Raw genomic sequence first — 21,156 nt, 5'->3', positions numbered from 1 at the left:
CCCTCGCGGCCCGGGTGGGCCGCCCGGCCCACCACGAAGGGACCCTCCTCATGACCACCTGGCCCGCGTCCTGGCCGCCCGCTGCCCACGACCTCGCCGACGCCGTGCTCCGGCTGACCACGGCGATCGCGCGGGACCCCGAGGACACCGACCCTGCGGTCGCGGCGCTGGTGGCGATGCCCGTCCGCGTCGAGGACGTGTTCGCGGGCATGCTCCGGATGCTGCTCGAAGCCGCGTTCGCGGACGGTGTCGATGCCGACGACGTCTCCGGTCTGGTGCGGCAGGTGGCCCAGCGTGATCCGAGCCTCGACCCGACCGACGTCGTCGCAGTCGTGCTCGGCACGCTGGGAATCCACCCGGAGCCGGTGCGGCACGATGCCGACTCGGCGGAGACCGGCAGTCAGGACCCCGCGGACGCGCCGACGGTCACGCCCGTCGACCGGCTGGTGCCGGAGGTGGCCCTGCGGGTCTCGTCGGCCGTGGCGGTGGTGCTGGCCGAGCGGGTGCGGACGCCGCTCGCACCGGTCGTCACCGCGGTGCTGAACGACGTCGCGTCCGCCGAGTCCGTGGAGTGGGCCTGACCGCACCGGTCACGTGGACCGGTCAGGTGTCGAACGGGACGCCGTCAGATCGACGCGATGTCGACGAGCACCTTGCCGGTCGCGCCGTTCTCGACCGCGGCGTGGGCGTCGGCGGTGCGGTCCAGCGGGAAGCGGTGGAGCGGCAGACCGTGCTCCTCGCCCACCGGGAGTGCGCCCGCCGCAACGGCATTCGCGACGTCGTGCTTCGCCGCCTCGAGGGCCGCGGTGCCGACGGTGTAGAGCAGCACGAACTGGTAGCGCAGGTTGCCGACCATGCTGGGACGGATGTCGAGGGTGACTGCGTCGCCGCCGTTGTTCGCGTAGATCGCGATCGATGCCCGCGGCGCGGCGACGGCCACGTTCAGTTCGGCGTTCTGGGCGGGTGCGACCTCGACGATCAGGTCGACCCCGTCCGGCGCGATCTCGCGGATGCGGCTCGCGGCGTCCTCGGTGCGGTAGTTCACCACGTGGTGGGCGCCCGCGGCCGTCGCCAGCGCGCCCTTCTCGGGTCCGCTGACGGTGGTGATCACGGTGCCGCCCGCCCAGCGCGCCAGCTGGATCGCCGCGTGGCCGACGGCACCGGCGCCGCCGGCGACCAACACGGTCTTCCCGGACAGCGCGCCGGGGTGCAGCCGGTCGGGGCCGTCCTCGGCGACGGTCAGCGCGCGGTGGGCGGTGACGGCCGGGACGCCCAGCGAGGCGCCCAGGTCGAAGGAGACGTCGTCGGGAAGGCGCACCACCCGGTCGGACGGGACCACGGTGTACTCGGCGGCGGTTCCGGTGGGGCGCTGGTGCTGCGCGAGGAGAAGCCAGACGCGGTCACCGACGCCGAGGCCGGCCACCTCGGGCCCCACGGCGTCGACCACGCCGGCGCCGTCCTGGCCGGGGACCACCTCGTCGAACGCGGGCTTCTGTCCGGGGCCGGCGCCGGTGCGGGATTTCCAGTCCGTCGGGTTGACCCCGGCGACGGCGAGGCGCACACGCACCTCGCCGGTACCGGGGTCGGCGACCGGGCGGTCGACGGCGGTCAGGACGGACGGGTCACCGGTTTCGGTGTAGACGATTGCCTTCATGTCCGGTCCCAACCACCGCGACCCCCGCTGGTGTTCCTGCCTAGGCGCCCGTCCGCACCGTCTCGTGGCGGGCGAGGAGCAGACCGAGCAGGGCGTACCCGGAGATCAGCTGGGCGGAGGCGACCCACAGACCGGCGTCGCGCACGATCAGGACCACCGGAATCGAGGTGACGAACCAGGACTGCGCCCACAGCGTCGTCCACCGGATGCTGCCGGTCCAGCGGCCGGCGATGGCCACGCGGATACCGATGCCGACCATCGTCGCCATGGACAACGGCCAACAGAGGTCGAACGCCATCCACACGGGTGTGCCGTGCAGCAGCCAGAACGCGTCCAGCAGCGTCGACACCACCGCCCCCGCGAGGAACAGGAACTGCAGGCGATAGACGCCACGGGCGAGGGGCCCGTCGCCCATGGCGCCGGTGCGATACTGCAGGAGCAGCAGGCGTGCGATGCCGGCCTGGAACAGCAGGGCGGTGGCGCCGCCGAGCAGCGACTGCCATCCGAACCCCTCGTGCGCGCCGGCGATCGCCATGCCGACGGCCCAGGCGACGGTGCCGACGGCCAGCAGGGCGCCGGTGGTGCGGACGGTCGACGCGGGTGCGACGTCGGTGCCGCGGACGGCGAGGCGGGTGGGGGTGACGGTGCGGTACGACGCGGTCATGGTCGGTCCTTCGGGTCCGGGGAATCGGTCGGGCGGTTCTGCCGATGCGCGTACCGTGCCGCGGCCACCCGGGAATCCACTGGGAACCGGCTTGCAGCGAATCCACGAGTTCACTTGACCGCGGGGCGTTCGTGCCCTGAACTTGCTTGCGTGCCCGTGACCCGCCGCCGCTTCCTCGAGTCCACCGCCGTCGCCGCCGGAGTGGGGGCCGCGTCCGTGCTCACCGCGCGGGCCGCGGCGGCCGATCCGGCCGGGGTATTCCGGCACGGGGTGGCCTCCGGCGATCCGCTGCCCGACGCGGTGATCCTCTGGACCCGCGTCACGCCGACGCCGGACGCGGTGCCGGGCTCCGGCCGGGGTCCGGCCGTCGTCGTCTCCTGGGTCGTCGCCCGCGACGCCGCCCTGACGGACGTGGTGCGCTCGGGGTCCGTCACGACGTCCGCCGACACCGACCACACCGTGAAGGTCGACGTCACGGGTCTGGCGCCCGCGACGTCGTACCACTACGGCTTCGCCGCGGCCGGGCAGTCCTCGCCGACGGGGACGACGCGCACGGCGCCGGCCACGTCCGCAGAGGTCGCCCGCCTGCGCTTCGGTGTGGTGTCGTGCTCGAACTGGGAGTCGGGCTACTTCGGCGCCTACCGCCACCTCGCGGCCCGCTCCGACCTCGACGCGATCGTGCATCTCGGCGACTACATCTACGAGTACGAGACCGGCGGCTTCGAGGGCAAGAACGGGGTGGTGCGCGTGCACGACCCGGTGCACGAGATCGTCACCCTCGCCGATTACCGAATCCGCCACGGCCAGTACAAGACCGACCCCGATCTGCAGGCCGCGCATCTCGGTGTGCCGTGGATCTGCACGTGGGACGACCACGAGTCGGCCAACGACGCGTACGACACCGGCGCGCAGAACCACCAGCCGGCCACGGAGGGCGACTGGGCCACCCGCAAGGCGAATTCCGTTCGGGCGTACTACGAATGGATGCCGGTGCGCGCGGCCGGGACGCCCGACAACCGCCACCTGTACCGCCGCCTGCGCTTCGGCACGCTTCTGGAACTGTCGATGCTGGATCTGCGCACCTACCGGTCGCAGCAGGTGCTGCCGTTCCAGGGCGCCGCGGTGGATTCGCCGAACCGCACCATCACCGGCGCCGGGCAGATGGCCTGGCTCACCGACTCCCTCGTGACGTCCTCGACGCAGTGGCGCGTCATCGGCAACCCGGTGATGATCACCCCCACGTTGATCCCGCCTCTCGAGCCGGAGACCACCCGCGCCGTCACGCAACTGCTCGGCCTCCCGGCGGGCGGGGTGTCGTACAACGCCGATCCGTGGGACGGCTACACCGCCGACCGGGCGCGCCTGCTCGACGCGCTGCGGACGAACGGCGTCGACAACACCGTCTTCGTCACCGGTGACATCCACTCGTCCTGGGCGTGCGACATTCCGGTCGACGCCGCGAACTACCCCGGTGCGGGGACCGTGGCGACGGAACTGGTGGTCACCTCCGTGACGTCGGCCAACATCGACGATTTCCTGCGCGTGCCGGAACACACGGTCGGCCGCGTCGCCGAGGGCGCGTTCCGCGGACTGAACCACCACGTGAAGTACGTCGACCTCGACACCCACGGGTTCGGCGTCCTCGAGGTCACGCCCGCGGCGGTGCAGATGGACCACTGGTACCTCGTGGCCAAGGAGGACTCGAACACCGCCGCCTACGTCGGGGCGGGCTACCGGGTGCCCAGCGGAACGCAGGCCGTGTCGCCGGCCGCACCGTTGGGCTGAGCGCCGGCCGGTATCCTGGCCGTCCGTGGCAACCCCCAAGATCGTGCTGTTCTACGTGTTCACGCCGCTGCCGGACCCGGAGGCGATCCGGCTGTGGCAGCACACGCTCGCGTCGTCGCACGGTCTGACGGGGCGCATCGTCGTCTCCCCGCACGGCATCAACGCCACCGTCGGGGGAGACGTGCGCGCGGTCAAGCGCTACGTCCGCGGCACCCGCGAGTACTCCCCGTTCGCCGCGGCGGACGTCAAGTGGTCCGACGGACACGGCGACGACTTTCCCAAGCTGAGCGTCAAGGTCCGCCCCGAGATCGTCACGTTCGGCGTGCCCGATCGGGTGCAGGTCACCGCGGACGGGGTGGTCGGCGGCGGCACGCCGCTCACGCCCGACGAGGTCCACGCGTTGGTCGCCGAGCGCGGCGACGACGTCGTGTTCTTCGACGGCCGCAACGCCTTCGAGGCGGCCGTCGGCCGATTCGACGGTGCGGTGGTGCCGGACGTGGAGACGACGCGCGACTTCGTCGCCCAACTCGACGCCGGGGTCTACGACCATCTGCGGTCGACCCCCGTCGTCACGTACTGCACGGGCGGGGTGCGGTGCGAGGTGCTCTCGGCCCTCATGCGCGAGCGCGGATTCGAGGAGGTCTATCAACTCGACGGCGGCATCGTGCGCTACGGCGAGAGATTCGGCGACGACGGGCTGTGGCGGGGATCGCTGTTCGTGTTCGACGAGCGGCGGACGGTCGCGTTCTCGCCGGACCCGGCGGTCATCGGAACCTGTTCGGGCTGTGGGCATCCGACGTCGCGGTACGTCGATCTCGACGACGGGACCGGTCGCTCCCTGACGTTGCGCTGCACCGAGTGCGCGCCGGCGTGACGCCGCTGCCGTTCCGCGACGGCCTGCCGCCGTTGCGGATTCGGTTGCCGCACGGGGCGCACCCGCCCACCACGCTCGACTACCTCGCCGCCCTCGAGCCGCCCGAACCGTGGGCCGACCGCATGGCGGCGGGCGAGGTGGTGGACGAGCGGGGCCGCCCCTGGACGCCCGAGAGTGCCTATCGCCCCGGCGCATTCGTCTGGTTCCACCGCACCCCGGTGCCCGAGGTGCCAGTGCCGTTCGACCTCGAGATCCTGCACCGCGACGAGGCGATCGTCGTGGTGGACAAGCCGCACTTCCTCGCGACCATCCCGCGGGGACGGCACGTCACCGAGACGGCGACGGTGCGGCTGCGGCGGATGCTGGACGACCCCGACCTCACCCCCGCGCATCGGCTGGACCGAGCGACGGCCGGGGTGCTGCTCTTCACCACCGCACCGCGATTCCGGCGTGCGTACCAGGATCTCTTCGTCCCCGGCGGCGGCGCCGTCAAGGAGTACGAGGCGCTCGCGGGGTACGACCCCGCGCTGGAGTTTCCCCGCACCCTGCGGTCGCGCATCCTCAAGGAGCACGGGGTGATGACGGCCGTCGAGGTGCCGGGCGAGCCGAACAGCGAAACCCGGATCGACCTGCTCGACCGGCGGGGCGAGCACGCCCGTTACCGGCTGCGCCCACGGACCGGTCGCACCCACCAGCTCCGCATCCACCTGTCGTCGTTGGGAATTCCCATCGTGGGCGATCCCTTCTACCCGGAGTTCGTCTCCGTGCCCGCGGACGACTTCTCGACGCCGCTGCAGCTCGTCGCCCGCGGACTGGAGTTCGACGATCCACTCACCGGGCAGCGGCGGGAGTTCGTCAGCCGGCGTCCGCCGACCGGTGGTCCATGAGTCCGTTCGGATCCTCGACGTGGACGTCGCGCCCGTCGCCCCGCAGCCGGTCGATCAACTCGGTGAGCAGGCGAATCGCGGCCCCGTTGATGGCACGGGCCGGCTCGAGGTCGAACGTGACGGGGTCGCCGCCGTCCGTCGAGTCGTCGAGCACCCGGCTCATGATGTTCTCGGCGCCCACGAAGCGGATGTCGCCCTGCAACTCGTAGGTGGTGCCGGCACCGTCGGTCCGCGTCGCGCGCACGGCCGAGTGTCCGGACGGGGCGATGTCCATCATGTGCAGATCCATGTCGCGCGAGAGGCGTTCGAAGACACGCACTCCGCGGATGCTGTTGCCGCGGTCGTCCAGGCCGGGTGAGTGCACGGCGATGCCGAGTTGTCCCGGCAGCACCCCGATGACGGCGCCGGACACGCCGCTCTTCGCGGGAATCCCGACGGTGGCGATCCAGTCACCGGTGCCGTCGTACATCCCGCACGTCGTCATCGTCGAGAGCACCTGGCGCATCACGGCACTCGGCGCGACGCGCTCCCCGCTGTCGGGGTGCACCCCGCCGTTGGCCATGGTCGCCGCGAGGACCGCGAGGTCGACACTGGTCACGTCGATGCTGCACTGCCGGGCGTAGCCCTCGACCACCTCGTGTGGATCGCACGCCAGCACACCCACCGACGCGAGCATGTGCGCCAACGCGAGATTGCGGTGCGCCCCGGCCATCTCGTCGTCGACCACGCTCTCGTCCACGGCGAGCTCCCGCCCGACGAAGGCCGAGTGCAGCGCCAGGATCCGGTCGGCACGCTCCGCGGTGTCGGCCCCGTGGACCAGCGAATGGGCGGCGATGGCACCGGCGTTGATCATCGCGTTGCGTGGTCGGCCCGTTTCCGCCTCGAGCGAGATCTCGTTGAAGGCATCGCCGGACGGTTCGACGTCGATCCTGTCGTGGACCGCGTCCAGCCCGTGGTCGCCCAGCGCCAGCGCGTAGGTCAACGCCTTCGAGATGGACTGGATGGGGAAGGTCACCTCGGTGTCGCCCGCGCCGTACCGCGTGCCCTCGACGGTGACGACGGCGACGGACAGCGGCGACTCGTCGTCGTCCTCCGCGCAGGACGCGACGACGTCCCGCAGGTAGTCGGTGATCGGGCTTCTCACGCGTCGTGCTCCAGACGCGCCCGACGACGGACCTCGTCCGGCGAGACCTCGTGCAGCGCATCGAGATACGCGACCGCGAAACTGCCGGGTGACGACGCCCGCTCGGCGGCGACGTCGGCCGCTACCGTCACGTGCGTGTGGGCCGCGGCGACGGCGAGTCCGACGTCCGGCGCCGCCGCGCAGTAGGCCGCGACCAGCGCTCCGAGCGAGCATCCGGTGCCGGTGACGCGGGTGAGCAGGACGGAACCGCCGGTGATGCGGGTGGTTCCGGCGGGGGAGACGACGTGGTCCACGGCGCCGGAGGCGGACACGGCCCCTGCCCACTCCAGCAGGCCGACGGCAGCGGGGACGGCGTCGGCCGGATCGTCGGAGGAGTCCACGCCGCGTCCTTGTCCGCCTCGTCCGCCGGGCCCGTCGTCCCCGGTGAGGCCGTGAAGCCCGATGATCTCGGATGCGTTGCCGCGCACGGCCGCCGGTCGGTACTGCAGCAGCTCCGCCGCGAGCGCGCCGCGCCAGGGCAGACCGCCCGCACCGATGGGATCGAGCACCCACGGGGTGCCCGCCTCCTGCGCACCCCGAGCGGCCGCGTGATAGACGTCGGCCGTGTCGTGCGGGGTGCCCAGATTGATGAGGACGGCGTCGGCGACACCCGCGAAAAGTGCTGCCTCGTCTCGGTTGTCGACCATCGCGGCGCTCGCCCCGGCCGCGAGCAGCACGTTGGCGGTGAAGCCGGCGGTGACGTAGTTGGTGACGGCGTGTACCAGCGGCGCACGCTCGCGGAGCGCGACGAGTGCGTCGGCCACGGCGTCGGGAGTGATCGGAGCGGAACTCATGTCCCCGGTGTACCCGACGTCGGGTGGCTCACGCGGGCCGGATGGCGGTGGTGCGGGGTAGTGCGGTAGTCTCGTCGGTAGCTGAATGGTCGTAGTTTTTGTGTGTTCGTGTATCCGCACGCTCGCTGGGAACTTGTCGTTGCGAGCGTGGTCGTCGTCCTGGAGCCTCATCCGAGGTTCTCGGAGTCTCGCCCCGCTTGAAGAGCCGGCCCGGGTATCGCACAGTGCGGTACCCGATGTACGTCAGCTGTAGGGAGCTCATCATGACTCAGGGAACCGTCAAGTGGTTCAACGCCGAAAAGGGCTTCGGCTTCATCGCTCAGGAAGACGGCCCGGACGTCTTCGTTCACTTCTCCGAGATCCAGGGCAGCGGCTTCAAGAGCCTCGACGAGAACCAGCGCGTCGAGTTCGAGGTCACCACCGGACCCAAGGGCCCGCAGGCCAGCAGCGTTCGCGCTCTCTGATCTCGCATCACCCCGACGGGGTCGTCCACCGCACTGCGGTGGACGACCCCGTCGGTCTTTTTCGGGCAGGTGCGCGGCGGACGTCGGTGGCTCGGGTTAATGTTCCTTCACAGCCTCCCGGCGCGGGCACCATCCCGGCGCCGGCTCCCCGTCCGAAACGGAGTACTCCCGTGCCGAAGACCCTGTCCACTCTCTCCGCCCGGTCGCGGGTGCCCGCACTGGCCGGAGTGTCCGCACTCTCGCTGCTCGCCGCCGCCTGTGGCGCGGCGCCGGAGGAGAGCGGCAACGGCGGATCCGCCTCGGGCGACTTCACGCCATGCATGGTGTCGGACTCCGGCGGCTTCGACGATCGCTCGTTCAATCAGCTGAGCTTCGAGGGCCTGCAGAAGGCGAGCGAGGACGCCGGGCTCGAGCCCATCACGGTGCAGTCCAACTCGCCCACCGACTACACCCCCAACCTCAACAACCTCGTCGACCAGGGCTGCGGCCTGATCGTCACGGTCGGATTCGCGCTCGCCGACGCCACGAAGCAGGCCGCGGAGCAGAACCCCGACGTGAACTTCGCCATCGTCGACGACAACTCGATCGAGCTGGACAACGTCAAGCCTCTGACCTACGACATGGCGCAGTCCGCCTTCCTCGCCGGTTACGCCGCGGCCAGCTTCAGCACCACGGGCGTCGTCGGCACCTTCGGTGGCTCGCAGTTCCCCACGGTCACCATCTTCATGGACGGCTTCGCCGACGGTGTCCAGTACTTCAACGAGCAGAAGAACCGTGACGTGCGGGTCATCGGCTGGGACGTCGCCGCGCAGAACGGCTCGTTCACCGGCGGATTCGAGGCCAACGAGGTCGCCAAGAACACCGCTCAGGGTCTCATCGACCAGAACGCGGACGTGATCTTCCCCGTCGGTGGTCCGATCTACCAGTCGGCGGCGCAGGCCATCCGCGACACCAACCGGCCCGTCGCCCTGATCGGTGCGGACGCCGACGTGTACGTCTCCGACCCCACGGTCGCCGATCTGGTGCTGACCTCCGTCACCAAGGGACTGGCCACCAGTACCGAGGAGGTCGTCACCACCGCGGCCGACGGTTCGTTCGACAACACCCCGTACGTGGGCACCCTCGAGAACGACGGTGTGGGCATCGCGCCGTTCCACGACTACGAGTCGCGGGTCGATCCGGCGCTGCAGGGTGAGCTGGACGCCATCCGCGCGGGCATCGTCGACGGGTCCATCGAGGTCGTCTCGCCCTCGTCGCCCAACTGACCCACCGGTCCATGACGTCTCCGCAGCCGCCCAAGCTCGAACTTCGCGGTATCACCAAGCGATTCGGGTCGCTGGTGGCCAACGACTCCATCGATCTCACCGTGGAGGCGGGGCAGATCCACTGCCTCCTCGGGGAGAACGGGGCCGGCAAGTCGACCCTGATGAACGTCCTCTCCGGCCTGTACCGGGCGGAGGAGGGCGAGATCCTGCTCGACGGTGTCCCGCAGGCCTTCGCCGGACCCGGCGCCGCGATGACCGCCGGGATCGGCATGGTGCACCAGCACTTCATGCTCATCCCGGTCTTCAGCGTCGCCGAGAACATCGTGCTGGGGAACGAGAAGACGTCCGTCGGCGGGCGGCTCGACCTCGACGCCGCGCGGGCCCTGGTGCGCGAGGTGTCGGGCCGGTTCGGCTTCGACGTCGATCCGGACGCGATCGTCGGCGATCTGCCGGTCGGGGTGCAGCAGCGCGTCGAGATCATCAAGGCGCTCTCCCGCGACGCCGACATCCTCATCTTCGACGAGCCCACGGCCGTCCTCACGCCGCAGGAGACCGACGAGCTGATGGTCATCATGCGCCAGCTCGCGGACGCGGGCACCGCCATCGTGTTCATCACGCACAAGCTGCGCGAGGTGCGCGCGGTCGCGGACCGCATCACCGTGATCCGGCTCGGCTCGGTGGTCGGCGAGGCGCAGCCCACCGCCACCGACGGCGAGTTGGCGTCGTTGATGGTCGGCCGCGACGTGCAGTTGCGAGTCGGCAAGCAGGACGGGCAGTTCGGCGATCCGGCGCTGGTGGTGCGTGACCTCACCGTGCTCGGACCCACGGGCCCGGTCGTCGACGCGGTGTCCTTCGAGGTGCGCGCCGGTGAGATCCTCGCCATCGCGGGTGTGCAGGGCAACGGTCAGACCGAGCTCACCGAGGCACTGCTGGGCCTGCGTCCCCCGGTCACCGGCAGCGTCGAACTCGACGGGCGCGAGCTGGTCGGACGGTCGGTGCGCGAGGTGCTCGACGCCGGCGTCGGGTTCGTCCCGGAGGACCGGTCGCACGACGGCCTGGTCGCCGAGTTCTCCGTGGCCGAGAACCTCATGCTCGACCGGTCCCACGGGGAACCGTTCACCCGTCGGGGCGGCGTCGTGCGGTCGTTCCTGCGCCGATTCGCCACCGAGAAGGTCGCGGAGTTCGACGTCCGGACGCCCGACGTCGACACGCCGGTCGGTCGCCTGTCCGGCGGTAATCAGCAGAAGGTGGTGCTGGCGCGCGAACTCGGCCGCGAGTTGCGCCTGCTCATCGCCTCGCAGCCGACGCGCGGCATCGACGTCGGCTCCATCGAGTTCGTGCACAAGCGCATCGTCGCGACGCGCGACGCGGGTACGCCCGTCGTCGTGGTGTCGTCCGAACTCGACGAGGTCGCGGCGCTCGCCGACCGCATCGCCGTGATGTACCGAGGGAGGATCGTCGGCATCGTGCCCGGCGACGCCTCCCGTGAGGAGTTGGGAATTCTCATGGCCGGTGGACCCGCCGACGCTGCTGCCGTGGCCGGTGGAACGGCCGATACTGCTCCAGCAGGTCGAGGGGAGACGTCGGCGTGACCACCACCGACACCGCGCCCACCGGATCGACACCGCCCGCGGCCACCGAGACCGAGTCGCTGCTGCGCCGCATCGCGACCGGCAGCGTGCTGCTCTCGTTCCTGTCCGTCGTCATGGCGCTGGTGGTCGGGGCGGTGCTCATCGCCGTCACCGATCCCGAGGTCCGCACCGCGTCGGGCTACTTCTTCTCCCGGCCGACCGACACCCTGTCGGCGATCTGGGACGCGGTGTTCGGCGCGTACTCGTCCCTGTTCCAGGGCAGCGTCTACAACTTCCGCCGTCCGCGGTTTGTCGACGGCATCCGTCCGCTGACCGAGACCCTCACCTTCGCGACGCCGCTCATCGCGGCGGGTCTCGGTGTGGCCCTGGCCTTCCGGGTCGGCATGTTCAACATCGGCGGCCGCGGTCAGATGCTGATCGCCGCCGCGTGCGCCGGGTACGTCGGCTTCACCTACGACCTGCCGCCGGTGGTCCACCTGATCGCCGCGATCGTCGCGGGCGTGGTGGGCGGCGCGCTGTGGGGCGGCATCGCCGGTCTGCTCCGCGCCCGCACCGGTGCGCACGAGGTGATCGTCACGATCATGCTCAACTACGTCGCGTTCTACCTCATCTCCTATCTGCTGCGGACGCCCGGAGCTCTGCAGGCGCCGGGGTCGAACAACCCCAAGACGCCCGCCATGGCCGACACCGCGGTCCTGCCCGCGCTGTTCGGATCGCGGTACTCGCTGCACTGGGGTTTCGTGCTGGTCGTGGTCGTCACGGCGGCGGTGTGGTGGCTCATGGAGCGCTCCGCCGTCGGCTACCGGTTCCGGGTGGTCGGCGAGAACGCCGCGGCCGCGCGCGTCGCCGGCATCCGGGTCGAGCGCACCTACGTGTGGGCCATGGTGCTGTCGGGTGCCCTCGTCGGACTCGCCGGCGTCGCGCAGGTGCTCGGCACGGTGACCACGGGCTTCACCGCGGACATCGACGCCGGCATCGGGTTCGACGCGATCACCGTGGCGTTGCTCGGACGCTCCCGTCCGTGGGGCGTGTTCGCCGCGGGCATCCTGTTCGGCGCGTTCAAGGCGGGCGGCTTCGCCATGCAGGCCGCGGAGTCCATCCCCGTCGACATCGTCCTGGTGGTGCAGTCGGTGATCGTGCTGTTCATCGCCGCTCCGCCCCTGGTGCGGGCCGTCTTCCGATTACCCGAATCCCGAACGAAGGCGGCAGCCCGATGAGCACGGTCGTCGCCGAGCGCGCCCCGGAGGTGCGGCCGGGCGTGTCCTGGAAGCTGCCGATCGTCTTCGGCGTCGTCTCCGTGCTCGCCCTCCTGCTGTTCGGCCTGCGGGGAGAGGGCGGCACCAGTACCTTCCGCCTCGCCTCCGACGGTGACGTCGTGGCGCTGCCCGACGTCGGCGTGCCCGCGCGGGCCACGTGCATCGTCCTCGTCGTGGTGCTGTTCGCGCTGACGGCTCTCGCCGCGGCGCTCACGCGCGCCGGGCGACACACCCCGCTCGCGGTCACGGTGGTGTTCGCCGTCGCGTTCGTCCTCACCTTCCTCACGTGGTCCGCGGCGGGGGAGACCATCCCGGTGCCGGGCCTGCTCCTCGGCACCGTCGCCCTGAGCACGCCCCTCATCTTCGGCGCCCTCGGCGGCGTGATCTCCGAGCGCGTCGGCGTCGTCAACATCGCGATCGAGGGCCAGCTGCTCGGCGGCGCGTTCGTCAGTGCGGTCGTCGCGTCGGTCACCGGGTCCGCCTACCTCGGCCTGGCGTCGGCCCTGATCGCGGGCGCGCTGGTCGGCAGCGTGCTGGCGGTGTTCGCCATCCGGTACTTCGTCGACCAGATCATCGTGGGCGTGGTGCTCAACGTGCTGGTGGTCGGCCTCACAAGCTTCCTGTACTCGAAGGTCCTGGTGCCCAGCGGCGCCACGCTGAACTCCCCGCCGCGGTTCCCCCGGCTCGAGATTCCGGTGTTGTCCCAGATTCCCGTCCTGGGACCGCTGCTGTTCCGCCAGACCGTCATCGAGTACGTCATGTTCGTCGCCGTGATCGCGGTCTTCGTCGGCCTGTTCAAGACCCGGTGGGGTCTGCGGCTGCGCGCCGTGGGCGAACACCCGCGGGCCGCGGATTCGGTGGGGATCGACGTGCGCCGCACCCGGTTCTGGAACGTCTGCCTCGCCGGTGCGATCGCGGGGCTGGGCGGGGCGTACTTCACGCTCGGCTCGGTCGGAGCGTTCGGCAAGGAGATGACCGCCGGCGCCGGCTACATCGCCCTCGCCGCCGTCATCTTCGGGCGCTGGGACCCGGTGCGCGCCACCCTCGCGGCCCTGCTCTTCGGCTTCGCGTCCAACCTGCAGAACGTGCTCGGCATCATCGGCTCACCCGTGCCCAGCGAGTTCATGCTGATGCTGCCGTACGTGGTCACGATCCTCGCCGTCGCCGGGTTGGTGGGGAAGGTGCGCGGGCCGGCCGCGGCGGGCAAGCCCTACCGCTAGTCGCTCGATCTTCGTGGTCGCTCCCGCACGATGTTCGTGGTCGCTCCCGCACGATGTTTGTGGTCGCCTGCGCTCCGGGCATCCCGAGCGCTGGTAGGAGCGGGGCCTCGCACCCCGCTCGACGCGCACTCGAAGGGAACACCATGTCTCGCATCGCCATCGTCGGCGGCCACGGAAAGATCGCGCTGAAGCTCGCGAAGCTGCTCACCGAGAGCGGCCACGAGGTGTCCTCGCTGATCCGCAACCCCGACCAGACGCCGGACATCGAGAAGGTCGGTGCCACCGCCGTCGTCGCGGACGTCGAGAACCAGACCACGGTGCAGATCGCCGGCACCATCGCCGAGCACGACGCCGTCGTCTTCGCGGCCGGCGCGGGCGGCGGCAACCCCGACCGCACCTACGCCGTCGACCGCGACGCGGCCATCCGCACCGTCGACGCCGCGCAGTCGGCCGGGGTGTCCCGGTTCCTGCTGGTGTCCTACTTCGGCGCCGGACCCGACCACGGTGTGGAACCGGACAACTCGTTCTACGCGTACGCCGAAGCGAAGGCCGAGGCCGACCAGCACCTGAAGAACAGCGACCTCGACTGGACCATCGTCGCTCCGTCGAGCCTGACCGACGACGCCGGCACCGGCTCCATCCGCACCAAGGAGCAGGGCGCGACGGGGGAGACCGTCAGCCGCGACGACGTCGCCGCTGTCCTCGCCGCCGCGCTGGAGACGCCGTCGACGTCGCGCCGCATGATCGAGTTCGACCAGGGCGACACTCCCATCGCCGACGCGCTGGCCTGACGCCGGGCGTGCGCCGCAGGCATGTACCTGCGGCGCACGGGGGGTCGTCAGTCCGGTGCGCCGATGTTCAGGTCGTTCGGGTGCGCCCCCACCCGCTCCCCGGTGTCGAGGGCGTCGATGCGCTGCAGGTCCTGATCGGACAGCTCGAAGTCGAAGACGTCGATGTTCTGCGCGATCCGCTCCTCGTGCACCGACTTGGGGATCACCACCAGGCCGTTCTGCAGGTGCCACCGGATCATCACCTGCGCGGCCGACTTGCCGTACGCCGCGCCGATGTCGGTGAGCGTCTCGTCCGTGAGCAGCGTGTTCGGCTTCGAGTCGCGGCCCCACCCCGAGTTGCTGGTGCCGCCGAGCGGGCTCCACGACTCGACGGTGATGCCGTGATCGCCCGCGACGTGCCGAATCTCCTTCTGCGCCAACCGCGGATGCAGCTCCACCTGGTCGACGGCGGGCAGCAGCCCGCCGCGATCGACCAACAGACCGAGGTGGCGCGGCTCGAAGTTGCAGACGCCCACGGCCTTCGCCCGGCCGGACTCGGAGATCTTCTCGAACGCGTCCCACGTGCGCAGCAGTCGCTCGTCGTTCTGCAGCGGCCAGTGGATGAGGTACAGGTCGACGTAGTCCAGGCCCAGCTTGCGCAGGCTCTCGTCGAACGCCGCCAGTGCCGAGTCGTATCCCTGGTCGGAGTTCCACAGCTTGGTCGTCACGAAGACGTCCTCCCGCGGCACCGACGACGCCGCGAGCGCGCGGCCCACGCCCTCCTCGTTGCCGTACGCGGCGGCGGTGTCGATGTGCCGGTACCCGGCCTCGTCGATCGCGTACCGCACCGCCTTCTCGGTCTCGTCGTTCGTGGCCTGCCAGACGCCCAATCCCAGAGTGGGGATCGACGTTCCGGAGTTCAAGGTGATCGTCGGAGTGGTCATGCCCCCCACGGTAGCCACCTGGAAGAGTGGCCGGTGTGAAGCTCTTCGCGACGGACCTCGACGGCACTCTCCTGCGCTCGGATCGCACCGTCTCGCCGCGCACCGCCGCGGCCCTCCGCGCCGCCGGCGACGCGGGTATCGAGGTGGTGTGGGCGACGGCGCGGGCACGGCACTCCGTCCACGAGTTCGCCGCGACGTGCGGTTTCCGCGGAATTGCGTTGTGCGCCAACGGGGCCGTGCTGATCGACCTCGCGGACGGAACGCCGGTCGTGCGCAGCACGATCGGACTCGACGCCGTGGTGGGGGCCGCGGCGATGGACGCGGTACGACGCGCGGTTCCCGGCACCGTGTTCGCCGCCGTGGGTCCGACGACGTTCGTCGCGGAGCCCGGCTACGCCGCCCTGTGCGTGTTCTCCGACCATCACCGGGAGCCCGAGTCGATGGTCCTGGCCGACGAGCGTTTCCCCGTCCTCGACGAGGACGTGGTCAAGATCGTCGCGCGACATCCCGAGACGGCGAGCGTCGATCTCTACCGGGCGGCGGCCGACGCGGGGCTCGATCTGGCCGTGACGCATTCGGGTGCCCCGTACGTCGAGATGGCCGCGCGGGGTGTCTCCAAGGCGACCGCTCTCGCCGCGCTCTGCCGGGAGCGGGGGATCGACGCGGTCGACGTGGCAGCGGCGGGCGATGCGCGCAACGATCTGGAGATGCTGGCGTGGGCCGGCACCGCCGTGGTGCCGGAGAACGCCATCGCCGAGGTGCGGGCGATCGCGGACCGCATCGTGCCGAGCAACGACGACGACGGGGTGGCGGTCTACCTGGAGGAGCTCACCCGCACCGGTCCGACTTAGGCTACCCTCACCTCTCGTGAGCACACAGACGAAGGGCTGGCAGGGCACGGTTCTCAAGCTGATGGGCGGGGCCGACGTCCGCCTGACCGTCCTGCACACCGAGGACGTCACGCCGCACTACCGGCGCGTGCGGGTGAACGCGGGCGGGCTGTTCGGCCGCAAGACCTACCACCCGACCATGTGGCTGCGGTGCTGGTTTCCCACCGACGACGGGTCGTCGACGCTGCACCACCGCGCCTACACCGTCGTCGATCCCGATCCGGGCGCCGACGAGTGCACGCTCGAGTTCGCCCTGCACGCGGGGGCGGCGTCCGACTGGGCGCGGCGCGCCCGTCCCGGCGACGCCCTCGACGCGACGTTCCAGGGATCGAAGTACGCCGTGCCCGACCCGCTGCCCGCGGGCTACCTCGTCGCCGGCGACTCGGCGTCGGTGCCGGCGATCCGGTCCCTGCTCGCCGCGCTGCCGGACACGCTCCCGGTCACCCTCTGGCTCGAGACCGTCGACGAGTCGGATCACGACCTGCCGCTCGCCGCGACGCCCGCGACCACCGTCCAGCGCATCCCGCGGCGCGACGGCGGTGCCTCGATGGTGGAGGCGGTGCGGGCCGGGGTGTTCGACGCCTCCGATCACGCCGCCTGGGTCGCGTGCGACACCGTGACCACCCGCGCGGTCGCGTCGGTCCTGAAGTCCGAGTACGGCATTCCGCGAGGAGCGCTCAAGGCGCAGGGTTACTGGATCGCCTGACCGGTGCTCAGGGTCGGCCGTGGTACGTCTTGGCCGCGGTGGTCGACAGCAGAGCCACGATGACGAAGCCCATCAACCCGTTGACGATCGCCGCCCCGATCGCCGCGGTGATCGCCCCGGCCGCGAGGAACGGAAGCACGATCACGGCCACCACGATCAGACCCGCGATCCACGAGAAGAACGTGTTCGGGGACGGTACGGCCTGGAACAGCAGGAGCATGAACGCACCGGCCAGGACCGCGGCGAGGGCACCGTAGATGCCCGCGATCCACGGATCCGACAGCCCGTACATCCAGAAGACGCGCGTGTCGGTGCGGTTGTAGACGGCCTGCACGATCGCCGTGGCCACCCACCCGGCGAGGAACGTGGTGATCGCGGTGGCGACCACTCCGCCCACGAACGGACCGACGTCGAACTTCAGGCCCGACCCCGGCTTCGGACCGGGGCTCGGCGCGGCATAGGGGTCCTGACGGCCGTAGGCGCGCGTGCGGTCGTCGTACCCGCCCTGGTAGCCGCCCTGGTACTCGTCGCGGTACCGATCGCTCATCCGCCCCGTCCCTTCCTCGCCCGACCCGACTGTCCTGCCGGGCCAACCCTAGCCGCGTACCCGGTCGGACGCGGTCATCACACCGACGCCGACGCGGTGGAGACCACCAGCAGGTGCGCGAGGGCCGCAGCCGCGCCGGCGCGGCCCGCCGGCCGCACCGACACCCTGGCCTCGGTCGTGGTGACCAGGTAGCGACCGCGGTCGGTGTCGATCCACCGGAACCCGTCGGTGGCCACCAGCGGTCCGTCCGCCTCGGGCCCCAGCTGCCCGACGACGACGTCGCCGACGCCGGTGCGCGGCCGGTCCAGCACCGCACGGACGCGCGCGACCTCGTCGTCCGTGTGCCGCACGACCGATCGAGGTGCCTCGACGTCCGCACGCGCGGCCGTCCCGGCGGGCAGGTCGCCCGCGGCGCCGCCGATCACCGCCGCGAGAGCGTCCGGCAGCCCCGCGGTGGCCATCGTGTCCAGGGTGACGACGCCGTCCGGGTGCTGCACCATCGTCACGGCCGTGTCGTGGGTGTCGGTCGGTCCCGACGTCAGGGCAGCCCGGACGCGCACCCGTGTCCCGTCGACGTGGACGCCGCAGACCGTGACGTGCAGGGCGGCGGGGTTCACCGTGGCCGCCGCGGCGACGACGTCGGACCCACTCAGGGTGCGTACCGCCCGGCGTCGTTCGGCGGCGAGAGCATGCGCGTCCGCGTCCGCGACCGTGCCGTGTCCGGCGACCGCGATCGGGAACGGCGGACCCGCGCACCCGAGTACTCCCGCGAGCACCTCGACGGCCACCGGGGACAGCTCCGCGGCCGTCATCCGATGACCGGCGGGGCGACCAGCGGCAGATCTCCCACCAGCGCATCGCCGTTGTCCGCGGTGACGAGGTAGCGGGCGGCCGGGCGATGCTCGCTGTCGTCGCCTCCGCCGCGGCCGGGCATCATCGCGGCCGGGCCCATCATCCCGCCCCGAGCGACCGCGCCGCCGCCGGTTCCGGACGCCGCCGACCCGAGCGACCCGGCGGGCGCGACGGCGCGCTCCCCGAGTATCCGCGTCCCCGCCCCGTCGGCCGGACCGCGAGCGTGTCCCGGCGCGCCGCCCGATCCACCGCGACCGGCCCCGCCGGAGCCCGACCGTGCCGCGCCGCGAGACGTCCCGGATCCCGACGTCCCTGCCCGCGCGGATCCGGCCGACGCGGGCGCCGACGACGCCGGCCCCCACGCCGACGACCCGGCCGACGTCACGCCACCGGGCGCCGTGCCCGCAGCCGAGCCCGCGGGTGGGGCGCCGGAGCCCGCCCCCGCGGGAGACACGGCGGCCGCGCGGTCCCCGGCCGCAGCGCCGCCGGGCGCTTCGGGTGCGGCGGCCGACGCGGCGACCGTGTCGGCGAAGGCCGGCGCGGTCCCGACGGGTGTGACGGCCGACCCCGCGCCGAACGCCGTCTCGGCGCTCGGACCGCCGGTACCGCCGCTGCCACCACCGCCCTCGACGGTGCTGCCCGGTGCCGGGTCGACCGGTGGCGGCAGGGCGGGGACGGAACTGTCGGCCCGCAGGACCGTCGGGACGTACACGCTTTTCATCACCGCGACGGCCTCGGCGCGTCGTTCCTCCTCCTCGGCGAAGAGTGCGGTCACGCTGTGCGCCGACGCCATCGGGTTCAGGGACAGCGTGGTGACGGCGACGCGGGCGAAGTCGGAGGGCGTGAAGGACTGCGGAGGCGGCACGCTCTCCCGGGTGGCGGCCAGGCCGTGACGAGCCACGTCGAGTTCGGCGGACACCACGCCCATCAGGTCCACCGAGTTCAGCGATCGATCGCGGTAGGCCGCCACCGCCGCGAGGGCGGCGTCGGCCGCCATGCCCTCCCAGTCGGAGCCGAGGACGGCCTCGAGGTCGCGCCACAGCGTGGTCACCGCCGCGGCGAGGCGCTCGTGTGCCATGCGCCAGGTCTCCGCCCCCGCGTCGAGCATCGCCGGCGTCAGCTCCGCGGCGTGTCCCCAGATGGCGGGGTGCGACATGGCCTCGAAGGCCTCGGGCACCACACCGCCGGGGGCACCCGACGGCCCGGTGACGCTGCCCGCGAGGTCCCGGTATCGGGCGAGGGCGCGTTCCCCGGCGGCGAGGCGCTCGCTGTCGTCACCGGTCACCAGATCGTGCAGGGCGACCCTCGCCCGGTCGATCGCGTGCGCCCCGACGTCCCGAGCCGTGTCCACCAGTACCCCGAGCGTGTCCATGCCGCTCATGCGTATCCCCTCCGGCTGTCCGCGGTGACGGGGTCACCGATCCCCTGCGGAGGTTCGACGCAGCGCGGGTCCGCGCGGTTCCATTCAGCGCGACTCGGCCGCTCCCACCGCATCCGCCCAGTGGCCCGACCGCACCAGGGCCAGGGTCAGGATCAGTCGGTCGTCGGGATCGGCCGTACTGCGGCCGGTCAGGTCCTCCACCTGCCGCATCCGGTAGATGACGGTGTTGCGGTGGCAGTAGAGCAGTTTGGCCGCATTGGTGGGGGAGCCGTCCGCCACCAGGACGTGCGCTAGCGTGCGCAGCAGCGTGTCCCGCGTGGCCGCAGGTTGGTGCAGCAGGTCGCCGAACGCGTGCCCTTCGATCAGCTCGGCGATCTCGTCGTCCGCGGAGACGACGATGGCGGGCAATCGGTCGGTGGCGACGACGGCGAGGCGGTCTCCGGCCGCGACGGTCGCGGCGGCGCGGGCCGCGGTGCGATACGCGGAGGCGAACGACGCCAGCCCGTCCGCCGACGCCGCGATGCCCACCGCGCCGGTCGCGCGGGGAGCCACGGCGTCCGCCACGGCGGATGCGCCGCCCGGCCCGAGGCCGAGGAGGCCGAACTGCACCCCGTCGCGGACGTGCCAGAAGGACGACGTGGTCACGGCGTCGACCGTGTCCTCGGGTGCGGCCAGCGGGGGCTCGCCCAGGTCCGACACCGCGCCGACGGCGCAGGCGATCGCCTGGGATGTGCCGAGCCCCAACGTCGCTCGGGCGTCGGCGGCGAACTGCGGGTCCGCGCCGCGGCCGTCGCGCAGACCGTCGAGCACCGAGAGGATCTTCGACAGGTCGCGCTGCTGCATGCGCGCGGTCTCGCGCCGGTACGCGTCCACCAGAATGGTGTTCTGGGTGTCGAGCGCCTGCCAGAGACGTTGTCCCGCAACCAGAAGCAGCCGCGCCTCGAGCAACGACGGCTTCTCGGCCACCGCGGCGGCCAACTCCTCCCACAGCGTCCGGGACCCCAGGGTGTAGGCCTTGAGCACCAGCTCCATCGGGATGCCCTGGCGTGCGCGCTCGCGCCCCGTCCGTCGCCACACGTCCGTCGTCGCCTCGGGTGAATCCGGCATGCCGCTCAGCCGACGCAGCCCGAGCCGGATGTGTTCGCGCGTGCTGGAGCGCACGATCGACGGGATGTCCGAGCCGGCCGCCATGTACTCCGGGTCCTGCTCGAACAGGGCCAGGGTGATGGAGTCCGCGAGGGCGTCGGACTCGGGGAGCAGGGTCGCCCAGGCCCGACGCACCGCGTCGCGTTCCGCCGGCGACAGGCGCGCGAGCACCCCCGTCGTGCGGGCGCGGGCACGGCCGACGTCACCTCGGCCGGACGGGGGTCCGGCGGGTCCGTACGGCGGTGTCGCCGGGCCGTGCGACGGCGAGCCCATGAGCAGAGC

At 71.8% G+C, this 21,156-nt stretch carries 21 protein-coding genes; 12 read left to right on the top strand and 9 right to left on the bottom strand.

Features of this window, described 5'->3' with window-relative positions; all coding sequences use genetic code 11:
- Positions 1 to 50: 50 nt before the first annotated feature.
- Complete coding sequence (locus HQ603_RS07730; protein ID WP_222683938.1) at positions 51 to 581, top strand: hypothetical protein; 531 nt, start codon at positions 51 to 53, stop codon at positions 579 to 581.
- A gap of 44 nt (positions 582 to 625) precedes the next feature.
- On the opposite strand, the gene HQ603_RS07725 is transcribed toward HQ603_RS07730, so the two are convergent.
- Both HQ603_RS07725 and HQ603_RS07720 read right to left on the bottom strand, forming a co-directional pair.
- Positions 626 to 1,654: an NADPH:quinone reductase gene (locus HQ603_RS07725; RefSeq protein ID WP_222683937.1), complete on the bottom strand. Its 1,029-nt coding sequence runs from the start codon at positions 1,652 to 1,654 to the stop codon at positions 626 to 628.
- A 40-nt stretch (positions 1,655 to 1,694) separates the two neighbouring features.
- Positions 1,695 to 2,318: a hypothetical protein gene (locus HQ603_RS07720; protein ID WP_222683936.1), complete on the bottom strand. Its 624-nt coding sequence runs from the start codon at positions 2,316 to 2,318 to the stop codon at positions 1,695 to 1,697.
- 150 nt (positions 2,319 to 2,468) lie between these two features.
- Here HQ603_RS07720 and HQ603_RS07715 point away from each other — a divergent pair, with 150 nt between their 5' ends.
- Genes HQ603_RS07715 through HQ603_RS07705 form a run of 3 tightly spaced genes read left to right on the top strand, consistent with a single transcriptional unit; the run spans position 2,469 to position 5,864 of the window.
- Complete coding sequence (locus HQ603_RS07715) at positions 2,469 to 4,103, top strand: alkaline phosphatase D family protein (RefSeq protein WP_222683935.1); 1,635 nt, start codon at positions 2,469 to 2,471, stop codon at positions 4,101 to 4,103.
- A 25-nt stretch (positions 4,104 to 4,128) separates the two neighbouring features.
- Positions 4,129 to 4,977 carry an oxygen-dependent tRNA uridine(34) hydroxylase TrhO gene (gene trhO / locus HQ603_RS07710; RefSeq protein ID WP_222683934.1) on the top strand — a complete coding sequence of 283 codons (849 nt, stop codon included), beginning with the start codon at positions 4,129 to 4,131 and terminating at the stop codon, positions 4,975 to 4,977.
- Positions 4,962 to 5,864, top strand: coding sequence for a pseudouridine synthase (locus tag HQ603_RS07705; protein WP_222683933.1), 903 nt, complete (start codon positions 4,962 to 4,964; stop codon positions 5,862 to 5,864). The genes trhO and HQ603_RS07705 overlap by 16 nt, the downstream gene beginning before the upstream one ends.
- Here HQ603_RS07705 and glsA read toward each other — a convergent pair.
- Both glsA and thiM read right to left on the bottom strand, forming a co-directional pair.
- On the bottom strand, positions 5,833 to 7,008 hold the full coding sequence (gene glsA / locus HQ603_RS07700; protein ID WP_222683932.1) for a glutaminase A: 1,176 nt from the start codon (positions 7,006 to 7,008) through the stop codon (positions 5,833 to 5,835). The two genes, HQ603_RS07705 and glsA, sit on opposite strands and share 32 nt — an antisense overlap.
- Positions 7,005 to 7,841 (bottom strand): hydroxyethylthiazole kinase, encoded by an 837-nt coding sequence (gene thiM, locus HQ603_RS07695; protein ID WP_222683931.1) that lies wholly within the window; start codon positions 7,839 to 7,841, stop codon positions 7,005 to 7,007. The genes glsA and thiM overlap by 4 nt, the downstream gene beginning before the upstream one ends.
- 263 nt (positions 7,842 to 8,104) lie before the next feature.
- Here thiM and HQ603_RS07690 point away from each other — a divergent pair, with 263 nt between their 5' ends.
- The 6 genes from HQ603_RS07690 (at position 8,105) to HQ603_RS07665 (ending at position 14,429) form a co-directional block, all read left to right on the top strand.
- Positions 8,105 to 8,305, top strand: coding sequence for a cold-shock protein (locus HQ603_RS07690; RefSeq protein ID WP_068150067.1), 201 nt, complete (start codon positions 8,105 to 8,107; stop codon positions 8,303 to 8,305).
- A gap of 170 nt (positions 8,306 to 8,475) precedes the next feature.
- A complete protein-coding gene (locus HQ603_RS07685; protein ID WP_222683930.1) occupies positions 8,476 to 9,570 on the top strand; it encodes a BMP family lipoprotein in 1,095 nt (364 codons plus the stop codon).
- An 11-nt stretch (positions 9,571 to 9,581) separates the two neighbouring features.
- Positions 9,582 to 11,162, top strand: a complete 1,581-nt coding sequence (locus HQ603_RS07680; RefSeq protein WP_222683929.1) for an ABC transporter ATP-binding protein — start codon at positions 9,582 to 9,584, stop codon at positions 11,160 to 11,162.
- Complete coding sequence (locus tag HQ603_RS07675; protein ID WP_308126407.1) at positions 11,159 to 12,379, top strand: ABC transporter permease; 1,221 nt, start codon at positions 11,159 to 11,161, stop codon at positions 12,377 to 12,379. Before HQ603_RS07680 ends, HQ603_RS07675 begins: the two co-directional genes overlap by 4 nt.
- Entirely contained in the window at positions 12,376 to 13,638 is a 1,263-nt protein-coding gene (locus HQ603_RS07670; RefSeq protein WP_222683928.1) for an ABC transporter permease, read from the top strand. The genes HQ603_RS07675 and HQ603_RS07670 overlap by 4 nt, the downstream gene beginning before the upstream one ends.
- A 143-nt stretch (positions 13,639 to 13,781) precedes the next feature.
- The gene (locus tag HQ603_RS07665; RefSeq protein WP_222683927.1) at positions 13,782 to 14,429 is read left to right on the top strand and encodes an SDR family oxidoreductase; all 648 of its coding nucleotides are present in this window, start codon (positions 13,782 to 13,784) and stop codon (positions 14,427 to 14,429) included.
- Positions 14,430 to 14,476: 47 nt separating this feature from the next.
- Here HQ603_RS07665 and HQ603_RS07660 read toward each other — a convergent pair whose 3' ends face one another.
- Positions 14,477 to 15,352, bottom strand: coding sequence for an aldo/keto reductase (locus HQ603_RS07660; protein WP_222683926.1), 876 nt, complete (start codon positions 15,350 to 15,352; stop codon positions 14,477 to 14,479).
- Positions 15,353 to 15,378: 26 nt separating this feature from the next.
- Between HQ603_RS07660 and HQ603_RS07655 the strand changes: the two genes are divergently transcribed.
- Together HQ603_RS07655 and HQ603_RS07650 are read left to right on the top strand one after the other, a co-directional pair.
- Positions 15,379 to 16,203, top strand: a complete 825-nt coding sequence (locus HQ603_RS07655; protein WP_222683925.1) for an HAD family hydrolase — start codon at positions 15,379 to 15,381, stop codon at positions 16,201 to 16,203.
- A gap of 16 nt (positions 16,204 to 16,219) precedes the next feature.
- Positions 16,220 to 16,948, top strand: coding sequence for a siderophore-interacting protein (locus HQ603_RS07650; RefSeq protein WP_308126406.1), 729 nt, complete (start codon positions 16,220 to 16,222; stop codon positions 16,946 to 16,948).
- Positions 16,949 to 16,955: 7 nt separating this feature from the next.
- Here the strand turns inward: HQ603_RS07650 and HQ603_RS07645 are convergent, their stop codons facing one another.
- The 4 genes from HQ603_RS07645 to HQ603_RS07630 all read right to left on the bottom strand — a co-directional run bounded on the left by HQ603_RS07645 (position 16,956) and on the right by HQ603_RS07630 (position 21,147).
- Entirely contained in the window at positions 16,956 to 17,495 is a 540-nt protein-coding gene (locus HQ603_RS07645) for a hypothetical protein (RefSeq protein WP_222677531.1), read from the bottom strand.
- 77 nt (positions 17,496 to 17,572) lie between these two features.
- A complete protein-coding gene (locus HQ603_RS07640) occupies positions 17,573 to 18,307 on the bottom strand; it encodes an ESX secretion-associated protein EspG (RefSeq protein WP_222683924.1) in 735 nt (244 codons plus the stop codon).
- Positions 18,304 to 19,728 carry a hypothetical protein gene (locus tag HQ603_RS07635; protein WP_222683923.1) on the bottom strand — a complete coding sequence of 475 codons (1,425 nt, stop codon included), beginning with the start codon at positions 19,726 to 19,728 and terminating at the stop codon, positions 18,304 to 18,306. The genes HQ603_RS07640 and HQ603_RS07635 overlap by 4 nt, the downstream gene beginning before the upstream one ends.
- A gap of 84 nt (positions 19,729 to 19,812) precedes the next feature.
- Positions 19,813 to 21,147: a PucR family transcriptional regulator gene (locus HQ603_RS07630; protein ID WP_261773506.1), complete on the bottom strand. Its 1,335-nt coding sequence runs from the start codon at positions 21,145 to 21,147 to the stop codon at positions 19,813 to 19,815.
- Positions 21,148 to 21,156: the final 9 nt, after the last annotated feature.

Source organism: Rhodococcoides corynebacterioides (assembly GCF_019834675.1).
GTDB classification, from domain to species: Bacteria; Actinomycetota; Actinomycetes; order Mycobacteriales; family Mycobacteriaceae; genus Rhodococcoides; species Rhodococcoides corynebacterioides_A.
The sequence above is the reverse complement of the archived record's forward strand: the minus strand, read 5'-3'. Positions and strand labels throughout refer to the sequence as shown.

Excerpts from the sequence above, each read along its gene's own strand:
- HQ603_RS07630 (WP_261773506.1), bottom strand. The coding sequence starts at position 21,147 with ATGGGCTCGCCGTCGCACGGCCCGGCGACACCGCCGTACGGACCCGCC.
- HQ603_RS07730 (WP_222683938.1), top strand. The coding sequence starts at position 51 with ATGACCACCTGGCCCGCGTCCTGGCCGCCCGCTGCCCACGACCTCGCC.
- HQ603_RS07640 (WP_222683924.1), bottom strand. The coding sequence starts at position 18,307 with ATGACGGCCGCGGAGCTGTCCCCGGTGGCCGTCGAGGTGCTCGCGGGA.
- HQ603_RS07725 (WP_222683937.1), bottom strand. The coding sequence starts at position 1,654 with ATGAAGGCAATCGTCTACACCGAAACCGGTGACCCGTCCGTCCTGACC.
- HQ603_RS07635 (WP_222683923.1), bottom strand. The coding sequence starts at position 19,728 with ATGAGCGGCATGGACACGCTCGGGGTACTGGTGGACACGGCTCGGGAC.
- HQ603_RS07660 (WP_222683926.1), bottom strand. The coding sequence starts at position 15,352 with ATGACCACTCCGACGATCACCTTGAACTCCGGAACGTCGATCCCCACT.
- HQ603_RS07665 (WP_222683927.1), top strand. The coding sequence starts at position 13,782 with ATGTCTCGCATCGCCATCGTCGGCGGCCACGGAAAGATCGCGCTGAAG.
- HQ603_RS07670 (WP_222683928.1), top strand. The coding sequence starts at position 12,376 with ATGAGCACGGTCGTCGCCGAGCGCGCCCCGGAGGTGCGGCCGGGCGTG.
- HQ603_RS07680 (WP_222683929.1), top strand. The coding sequence starts at position 9,582 with ATGACGTCTCCGCAGCCGCCCAAGCTCGAACTTCGCGGTATCACCAAG.
- HQ603_RS07720 (WP_222683936.1), bottom strand. The coding sequence starts at position 2,318 with ATGACCGCGTCGTACCGCACCGTCACCCCCACCCGCCTCGCCGTCCGC.
- HQ603_RS07645 (WP_222677531.1), bottom strand. The coding sequence starts at position 17,495 with ATGAGCGATCGGTACCGCGACGAGTACCAGGGCGGCTACCAGGGCGGG.
- HQ603_RS07690 (WP_068150067.1), top strand. The coding sequence starts at position 8,105 with ATGACTCAGGGAACCGTCAAGTGGTTCAACGCCGAAAAGGGCTTCGGC.
- thiM (WP_222683931.1), bottom strand. The coding sequence starts at position 7,841 with ATGAGTTCCGCTCCGATCACTCCCGACGCCGTGGCCGACGCACTCGTC.